This window comes from Pseudomonas sp. Colony2, from assembly GCF_019382755.1.
Classification (GTDB): Bacteria; Pseudomonadota; Gammaproteobacteria; order Pseudomonadales; family Pseudomonadaceae; genus Aquipseudomonas.
In genome coordinates, this window is sequence record NZ_CP080030.1 from 4,708,703 (window position 1) to 4,714,307 (window position 5,605).

General features: G+C 65.4%; 8 protein-coding genes. 1 reads left to right on the forward strand and 7 read right to left on the reverse strand.

What is annotated here, in order from left to right:
* Nucleotides 1–159 precede the first annotated feature (159 nt).
* The 7 genes from JV201_RS18720 to JV201_RS18750 are packed head-to-tail and all read right to left on the reverse strand — an operon-like array spanning nucleotide 160 to nucleotide 4,726.
* The gene (locus tag JV201_RS18720) at nucleotides 160–1,482 is read right to left on the reverse strand and encodes a FliI/YscN family ATPase (protein ID WP_219405899.1); all 1,323 of its coding nucleotides are present in this window, start codon (nucleotides 1,480–1,482) and stop codon (nucleotides 160–162) included.
* Entirely contained in the window at nucleotides 1,479–2,057 is a 579-nt protein-coding gene (locus tag JV201_RS18725; protein WP_177009714.1) for a FliH/SctL family protein, read from the reverse strand. The genes JV201_RS18720 and JV201_RS18725 overlap by 4 nt, the downstream gene beginning before the upstream one ends.
* A complete protein-coding gene (locus tag JV201_RS18730; RefSeq protein ID WP_003208324.1) occupies nucleotides 2,050–2,667 on the reverse strand; it encodes a hypothetical protein in 618 nt (205 codons plus the stop codon). Before JV201_RS18730 ends, JV201_RS18725 begins: the two co-directional genes overlap by 8 nt.
* Nucleotides 2,664–3,446, reverse strand: a complete 783-nt coding sequence (gene sctJ, locus JV201_RS18735; RefSeq protein WP_003208326.1) for a type III secretion system inner membrane ring lipoprotein SctJ — start codon at nucleotides 3,444–3,446, stop codon at nucleotides 2,664–2,666. The genes JV201_RS18730 and sctJ overlap by 4 nt, the downstream gene beginning before the upstream one ends.
* Before the next feature lie 4 nt (nucleotides 3,447–3,450).
* Nucleotides 3,451–3,888 carry a hypothetical protein gene (locus JV201_RS18740; RefSeq protein ID WP_003208328.1) on the reverse strand — a complete coding sequence of 146 codons (438 nt, stop codon included), beginning with the start codon at nucleotides 3,886–3,888 and terminating at the stop codon, nucleotides 3,451–3,453.
* Nucleotides 3,889–3,897: 9 nt separating this feature from the next.
* On the reverse strand, nucleotides 3,898–4,128 hold the full coding sequence (locus tag JV201_RS18745; RefSeq protein ID WP_003208330.1) for a hypothetical protein: 231 nt from the start codon (nucleotides 4,126–4,128) through the stop codon (nucleotides 3,898–3,900).
* A gap of 31 nt (nucleotides 4,129–4,159) precedes the next feature.
* Nucleotides 4,160–4,726 (reverse strand): type III secretion protein, encoded by a 567-nt coding sequence (locus JV201_RS18750; RefSeq protein WP_102369493.1) that lies wholly within the window; start codon nucleotides 4,724–4,726, stop codon nucleotides 4,160–4,162.
* Between the two features lie 48 nt (nucleotides 4,727–4,774).
* Here JV201_RS18750 and JV201_RS18755 point away from each other — a divergent pair, with 48 nt between their 5' ends.
* A complete protein-coding gene (locus tag JV201_RS18755; protein WP_134326973.1) occupies nucleotides 4,775–5,539 on the forward strand; it encodes a tetratricopeptide repeat protein in 765 nt (254 codons plus the stop codon).
* Nucleotides 5,540–5,605: the final 66 nt, after the last annotated feature.

Sequence of the window (5,605 nt, forward strand, 5' to 3'; positions counted from 1 at the left end):
GATCAAGGTGTGCATGAAGATCAAGTGTGGGAGCTGTCGAGCCCCGGCGAGGCTGCGATAGCGGTGGGTCAGGCAACATTGATGTTGGCTGTGCTGACGCCATCGCAGCCTCGCTGAAGCTCGACAGCTCCCACACTGGAGCTTGCTGCGTTTTCGGGCTCATGCCAGCACCTGGCGCATGCGGATCAAGGTCTGTTCGGGGCTGCTGGGTTCGTCGGCGCTCTGGCGCAGGAAGGCTTCAATTGCCCCATGGCGGGTGATCGCTTCGTCGGCCAGGGGGTCGCTGCCGGCGGAGTACTCGCCGACGCGGATCAGCATTTCGATCTCGCCGTAGCGCGCCATCAATTCACGGATGCGCATCGCCAGGCGCTTGTGTTCATCACCGGCGACCTGCTCCATCAAGCGGCTGCGGCTGCGCAGCACGTCCACCGCCGGGAAATAGTTGCGCTGCGCCAGTTCGGCGCTGAGGGCGATATGCCCGTCGAGGATCGAACGCGCTTCCTCCGCCACCGGATCGCTGGCGGCGTCGCCTTCGGTGAGCACGGTGTACAGCGCGGTGATGCTGCCGGCAGGGCCCGGGCCGGCGCGCTCGAGCAACTTGGGCAAGGTGGCAAAAAACGACGGCGGATAACCGCGACGGGTTGGCGGTTCACCCACGGCCAGGCCGATTTCGCGCTGGGCGCGGGCGAACCGCGTGAGGCTGTCCATCAACAGCAGTACATTGCGGCCCTGGTCGCGGTGGTACTCGGCCAGGGTGGTGGCGACAAATGCCGCGCGCACCCGCTCGGCGGCCGGGCGGTCGGAGGTGGCGACGACAGCAACGGTGCGTGCGCGGGCCGTGGCGTCCAGTTGCACGTCCAGCAGTTCGCGCACTTCCCTGCCCCGCTCGCCGATCAAACCGATGACAATCACATCGGCCTCGCTGTTGCGGATGATGCTCGCCAACAAGGAGGATTTGCCCACACCGGGCTCGCCGAAGATGCCCATGCGCTGGCCCTGGGCGAGGGTCAGCAAGCCGTCGATGGAGCGGATGCCCAACGCCATGGAGCGCACGATCAATTGCCGGGAGAACGGGGCCGGTGGCTCGGCATGCAAGGGGTAGGTCTGCAGGTTCAGGGTTGGCGGTACACCGTCACCGTCGAGAAAGTCGCCCATGGGGCTGATCACTCGCCCCAATTGCGCATCGCCCACGGCCACACCCAGGCTTTCGCCGGTGGCAGTGATTTGCGTGCGGGTCGACAGGCCTTCCATGGAACCGATGGGCGACAGGATCGCTTCGTCGCCATCAAAACCGATCACTTCGGCGCTGAGGCTGCGACCACTGACCGGGTCGCGCAGGTGGCATAGCTCACCGATGCTCGCGCCCGCCACGCTGGCCCGCAGCAACACCCCGCGAATGCTCAGCACCGTGCCCTGCATCGGACGCAAGCGGGCCTGGGACAGCCGCTCGGTCAGGCGCGGCAGCAGTTGATCGAGGTTCATGCCACGCCCTCTTCGGCAAAGGGCAACAGGCTGCGGCGCAGGCTTTGCAGTTGCGCCTCCAGTCCCAGCTCAACCGAACCCGCCGGGCTGCTCAGGCGGGCCTGGCCGGCGCCCAGTTGCGCATCGGCCTCCACGGCGATGCCGTCCTTGAGCAACTGTGGGCGCAGGGCATTCACGTCGGCGGGCGGCACCCACAACGTCAAGGCCTGGCCCTGGCGAAACGCGCTCAGGGCCTGGCGTGTACAACGCACCACGCGGTCGGTGTCGTCCAGTTCGCCGAGTACTTCACGCACGATGCCCAGGGCCAGGTCCGCCAGCGACGCCTCAAGCCCGGCCAGGTAATGCTGGACCTGGGCCTGGGTTTCCAGCAGCAACTGTGCAACCTGTTCGGCACCTTCGCGGCGCGCACTTTCAAAACCCTCGGCGCGGGCGGTGTGCAGCCATTGGTCGCTGTCGGCCTTGATCTGCTCGGCGTGCGCCCTGGCGGCTTGCACAAAGGCAAAGCCATCGGTCCATAACGCCGCTTCATCGGCGCGCAAAATCCGCGCGGCCGGACGGCTGGGTAATTCACTCATGGGCAAGCTCCTCGGCGAGTAACCGGGCGGCGACGGTCTGGACGATCTCCAGGTCGCGGGGCAAGCGCCCGCTGTAGCCCTTGGGTGCGACAAACCGCAGGGGCAGCCAGCCTTGCAACTCGGCAGGCTGGGCTTGCAGCCAGGCAGCGACACAGGTGAGGCCATCGCGGTCGATGGCGTCGATCAACTCCGCGGGCTCGCGCAACAGGTCGGCCGCGCCGCCCAACTGCCGGTGCGCGAGGGCCAGGGCAAAGGCTTCCTGGCCAAGGCCCTCGCGCAATTCATTGACCACTTCGCGGCGGATCTCCCGGCTCAGGGTCGAGCCATGCCAGATCGCACCACACAGCCTGGGCAGACGCGCAAATTGCGCCGGGCTCAGCAGCAGCACCGGCAAATCAGCGGCGGGCGGCGTGACCAGATGCGCCAGCGGCGCCAGCTGATAATGGCTGGCCAGCAGTTGCTCCAGCCGCGAGCGAAAACGCGGCTGCCCATGCAGGGCTTGCAGCACCTCGACCGGCAGGCCTTCGCCAAAACACTCGCCAAGGCTTTGCTCGCGCACAAACTGCAACGGCTGGGCGATCAGCCCCTGCCAACGCTCAACCAGGCTCATTCACCCTCCTTGAGCACATACAACGCCTGGGCCTGGCGCCGGGCCCATTGCTGGCGGGCCAACACACCACCCGCGCCGAGGGCGAGCAGCAGCAAGCCACCGAACAGCAACCGCGCCTGGTTGAGGTTGTCTTCCAACAGCCACAGGCCCATGAAACGCGCGAGTCGCGGTTGCGCCGGGTTCTGACTGATGGACACCGCGGCCTTGATCGCGGTCACCGACACACCGTCATAGCTCAGGCCGGAAATGCCGTTGGCCACCAGGGTCTTGATCTGCGGAATCAGCGTGTTGATGTCGGTGCCCGGGTCGTAGCGCACCAGCACCGAGGCCGACGACGGCGAAATCACCCGCTTGAGCAGGTCATTGTCCGGCAGCACCACGTGCACCCGCGCCGAGACGATGCCGTCGATCTGCGACACCGAGTGGGACAGTTCTTCGCTCAAGGCATAGATCATCTGCGCCCGCTCCTGCACCGGCGACGACACCAGGCCATTGCCCTTGAACACCTCGCCCATGTTGGAAAAGCTCTGCTGCGGCAGGCCGGCGTTGTCCAGCAGGGTCATGGCCTCGGCGAAGCGCTGTTCGTCGACCACCACTTTCAACTGGCCGTTGTCCTGCACCTTGCGCGTCGCCGGGATGCCGTCGCGCAGCAGCACCGCGACCATGGCGTTGGCGTCGCGCTCGCTGAGGTTGGTGTAGAGGTCCATGTCGCAGGCCTGCAAGAGGCTGGCGAGCACGCCGATCAGCAGCAGGCGCAGGGCACGATTCGGGCTTGGCATGGCGTTATTGACCCTTGAGCAGCGTGTTGGCGGAACCGGAAATCTGCGTCGCACCGCGCACCACCATCTGGGTTTCGATGGAGTAGTCGAACATCTTGCCCAGTGAATGGACGATCTGGTCGACCTGCTGCTCGGCGACTTTCTTGCCCGGTTCTGCGGTGGGCGAGGCACCCGAGGTGCGGATATCCGCAGCGGCCACTTGCGGCGGCGCCGAGGGGTTATTGGTGAGCAAATCGGCGCGCTCGGAAAAGGTCCGGGAGCGGTCGATAAAACTGTTCAGGCGCTCCATCAACCCCGAGCCGATCTGATGGGGGCTGGCGCCCTCGGGCATGCCCTTGGCCGTATTGGCCATGTGCTCGAACAGATTCTGCGAGGCCCCGGCGGGCCCCGCGCCGGCGGACGGCGGCAAGGCCGTGGCGCTGGCAGCGAGACTGATGGTCATGGGTGCGCCCTACTCTTCGTCGTCATCGGACATGGCGTCATTCAGCATTTCCTGGGCCTTGGGCATGATGATGAATTGGCCGCCGATGGTGACCGCCTGGGTGATCAGGGCATCGGTGAATTCGGCGTCGGTCATCTCCGGTTTATCGGCGCTCTTGGCGTTGTCCACCGCGGCGTTGAACTTGGCTTCAGGGCTGGCGCCACCGGGGGCGAGGTTGCTGTCTACGGCGGTTACGGACATGGTCATGCTCCTTTACTGGGGTTGGGGTGAATCAAGGGGTTTCAGTGCTCACCTGGGCGCCGCGAAACACCCGCACGCCGTGCTCGCGCGCCACAACAGGCGCGGCGGCCTTGGGCTGCAGGTGATCCACATGCTGCTGGACCAGCGCCAGGTACGGCGGCGGCCCGGAGACGAAGACTTCATCGCCCTCGGGGCCGTTACGCATCGATAACTGCTGGCCGAACACATCGAGGTTGTTCAGATAGGCCTGCAACTGATCCAGGTTCAGGGCGTTGGCCTTGAACAGCCTGGTGGTGATTTCATCGCTGGCATTGAGGTACAGCAGGTTGCCGTCGAAATACCAGGTCAGGCCATTGGTGCTGCACAGCGTCTGCAAAAACTCCCCGGCGGTGGCTGCACGCACGGTGCTGCGGGCCTTGCCGCGGACCTTGTCGGAGAGCACCAGCGGGATATCGAGGTTGTGGCCGAATTCTTCGAGGGCGGCGCGCACGTCCTGGTCCACCAGCACATAGGCGTAGGGTTTGGCGAACCATTCGGGCTCTTCGTCGGCGTGGGCGATCGAGGCACCCAACAGCACCGACAGACATAGGAGCGCCATGGAAAATATGCTTACATGACGTCCGCCTTCGCCCAACGAGTTGTGACGATGACCAAACACTTTTTGCTTGCCGGCAGCCTGTTGCTGGCTGCCTGTTCCAATACTGCGCCGAGCGATTCCGACCGCTCGCTGAAGCTGGCCGACGACCTGAACAAACGCGGCGACTACGCCAGCGCGGCGGCGCTGTACGAACGTGCGGCCCAGCAACCGGGCGCAAGCATCGACTTGTGGCTCAAACTCGGCCAGGCACGGCTCGACGGCAACGACGCGGTCGGTGCCGAGCGCGCCTTCCAACAGGCCCTCGGCCTTCAAGCCCACAACGCCGACGCCCTGCTGGGACTGGGCACCGCGCAACTGCGCCTTGGCAAAAGCCAACGCGCCGTGACCGCCCTGGGCCAGGCCGCCGAGGCCAGCCAGTCGCCGGTCGCCTACACCCGACTGGGCATTGCCCAGGTGTTGAACGGCCAGGCCGTCGCGGCACAAACCGCGTTCGCCAAAAGCCTGAGCCTGCAACCCGACGACCTCGACAGCCGCTGCAACCTGGCCCTGGCCTACGCCCTTGGCGGCCAGGCGCAGCAGGCCTTGGACACCATCGCCCCCGTCACCCAATCGCCCCGCGCGTTGCCACGGCATCAGCGTAATGAGCTGCTGGTGCTGGTATTGGCGGGATACGAACAACGAGTGGCCAGCTTGCCGCTGGACGATATACCGGCGGCTGAGCGCGCACGCCTGATCACGGAAGCCAACCGCATCAAAGCCATCAGCGATCCGATTGCGCAAGCGCGGGAATTGGGGCTGGTGGATACGCACTAAATCCAACTGCTTTTGATCTTGCTGTTGCTGTTGCACTGCTTTTGATTTTGATCTATCACGCCCCGT